Here is a 1,915-nt window from a genome sequence, read left to right as displayed (position 1 = left end):
CCCCCTGATCGCGGGGGACCTGTAGGTCCAGCGCCGTCCACCCCTTACGCTCGTCTCACCCATGCGCGAGCCCACCCGACCCACGCGACTGATCGCCCTGTGTGCGGCGACCCTCGGGCTCGTCGCGGCGGCCCTCACCGGGTGCGCGAGCACCACTCCCGTGTCGGAGCCGATCGCCCAGGCGGCGGGCGCGGCGGCCGTCCCGGCCTACGCCGACATCCCCGTCACGGCCGACGTCGTCTACGACGAGGCGACGGGTCAGTCCGTCGACGTGTGCTCGCCGACCGGCGCGCTCGTGACCGGCGGGCTCCCCGCGGTCCTCGTCGTGCACGGCGGCAGCTGGGCCCGCGGCGACAAGGCCGACGCCAACTGGCGCCCGCTCTGCCAGTGGCTGGCGTCCGAGGGCTTCGTCGCCGTCTCGGTGAACTACCGGCTCGCTCCCGCCGCGGTCTTCCCCGCTCAGATCGACGACGTCTCGGCGGCACTCGACTGGCTGCTCGCGCCCGAGCAGACGGAGCGGTTCGGCATCGACCCGGAGCGCGTCGCCGCGTTCGGCGGGTCGGCCGGCGGCAACCTCGTCTCGCTCCTCGGCACGCGTGACGACACCTCCTCGCAGCTGGCCGCGGTCGTCGACCTCAGCGGCCCCTCCGATCTGACCGCCGCGGGCATGGCCGACGACGACCCGGCCGTCGGAGTCGCGCCGGCCGTGCGGACCTACCTCGGCTGCCCCGATCTCGCCGCCTGCCCCGCCGCCGCGGAGGCGTCGCCGATCACGCACGTCGACGGCAGCGAGCCCGCGTTCCTGATCGCCCACTCCGGCGAGGCCCGGGTGGCCCGGTCGCAGTCCACCGCCTTCGCGGACGCACTCGAGACCGCCGGCGCACCGGTCGAGCTCCTCGTGCTGCCGGGCACTCAGCACTCGATCGCCATGCTCGACGAGAGCCTGCGCACGTCGGTCGTCGAGTTCCTGCACGCGCACCTCGACGCTCCCGTCGTGCAGAACCTCTCCCTCGAGCCGGCGGGAGCGGCGGAGCCGACCTCGTGACCGGGCCGGTCGCCGTGCGGCTCGAGCACTCCGACTCCCCCGGTGCCGCCGCGCTGCTCGCCCTCACCGATCACGGCACCTCGCTCGACCGCGAGCACGCGCGGCTCTTCGTCGCCCGAGCCGAGGGCGCCCTCGACGACCGCCCGCTCGGCCTCGTCGCCCTCGCTCCCGGGCCCGACGACTTCGCCGAGCTCGTACGCCTCGTCGTGCTGCCCGAGGCGCGCCGTCGGGGCGTCGCCCGCCGCCTGGTCGCCGCCGCCGAGTCGTGGGCGAGGGTCCAGCGGATCCGCACCCTGCGGTTCCGGGTCGACGCGGCCGACGACGCGGTGCGCTCCGCCGCCCGAGCACTCGGGTACGTCGAGGTCGACGGCTTCGGCGCGCACGTCGGCGACGACTCCGCCGCGTGCTTCGCGAAGGGGCTCTGACGGACCGGCCGCTCTGACCGACAGGCCGCTCCGACCGCGTCGCACCGCTCGCATCAGACCCCGAGCGCCCGCAGCCCCGCCGCCGTTCCCGCCGCCGCGATCACCACGACGACCAGCGGGGCCTTCAGGAGCGCCGCCGCCGCACCGACCGCTACTCCGGCCGCCCGCGACACCGGCGCCGCCCCCGTGCCGTCGGTCAGCGCCGAGACGAGGGCGACCGCCACCAGCAGGACGACCGTGCCGCGCTCGACGAGCCGCTCCGCGTCGTCGCCGAGGGGCATCCGGTCGCGCAGCAGCACGCCGCCCGCTCGCAGCGCGAAACTGCCGACCGCGAGGACGACGATGCCCGCCGTGACGGCCGCGGTGCTCACGAGCGTCCCCGTCGCGCCCTGGCCCCGGCGGCGGCCATGGCGCGACGGGGACGCCCGTGAGCACCGCGGCCGTC

The 1,915-nt window shown here is 76.4% G+C and carries 3 protein-coding genes; 2 read left to right on the top strand and 1 reads right to left on the bottom strand.

The genetic code is table 11. The annotated features are described in order from the left end of the window. The first annotated feature begins 61 nt into the window (after positions 1-61). Together NB037_RS19185 and NB037_RS19180 are read left to right on the top strand one after the other, a co-directional pair. On the top strand, positions 62-1,045 hold the full coding sequence (locus NB037_RS19185) for an alpha/beta hydrolase (RefSeq protein WP_251948642.1): 984 nt from the start codon (positions 62-64) through the stop codon (positions 1,043-1,045). Next, the gene (locus NB037_RS19180; RefSeq protein WP_251948641.1) at positions 1,042-1,470 is read left to right on the top strand and encodes a GNAT family N-acetyltransferase; all 429 of its coding nucleotides are present in this window, start codon (positions 1,042-1,044) and stop codon (positions 1,468-1,470) included. Before NB037_RS19185 ends, NB037_RS19180 begins: the two co-directional genes overlap by 4 nt. Before the next feature lie 53 nt (positions 1,471-1,523). Here NB037_RS19180 and NB037_RS19175 read toward each other — a convergent pair whose 3' ends face one another. Next, on the bottom strand, positions 1,524-1,841 hold the full coding sequence (locus tag NB037_RS19175) for an AzlD domain-containing protein (RefSeq protein ID WP_251948639.1): 318 nt from the start codon (positions 1,839-1,841) through the stop codon (positions 1,524-1,526). Positions 1,842-1,915 lie beyond the last annotated feature (74 nt).

The sequence above is a fragment of the Rathayibacter rubneri genome (genome assembly GCF_023743255.1).
Taxonomy (GTDB): Bacteria; Actinomycetota; Actinomycetes; order Actinomycetales; family Microbacteriaceae; genus Rathayibacter; species Rathayibacter rubneri.
Note: the sequence above shows the minus strand (reverse complement) of the source record. Positions and strands in the feature narration are given on the sequence as shown.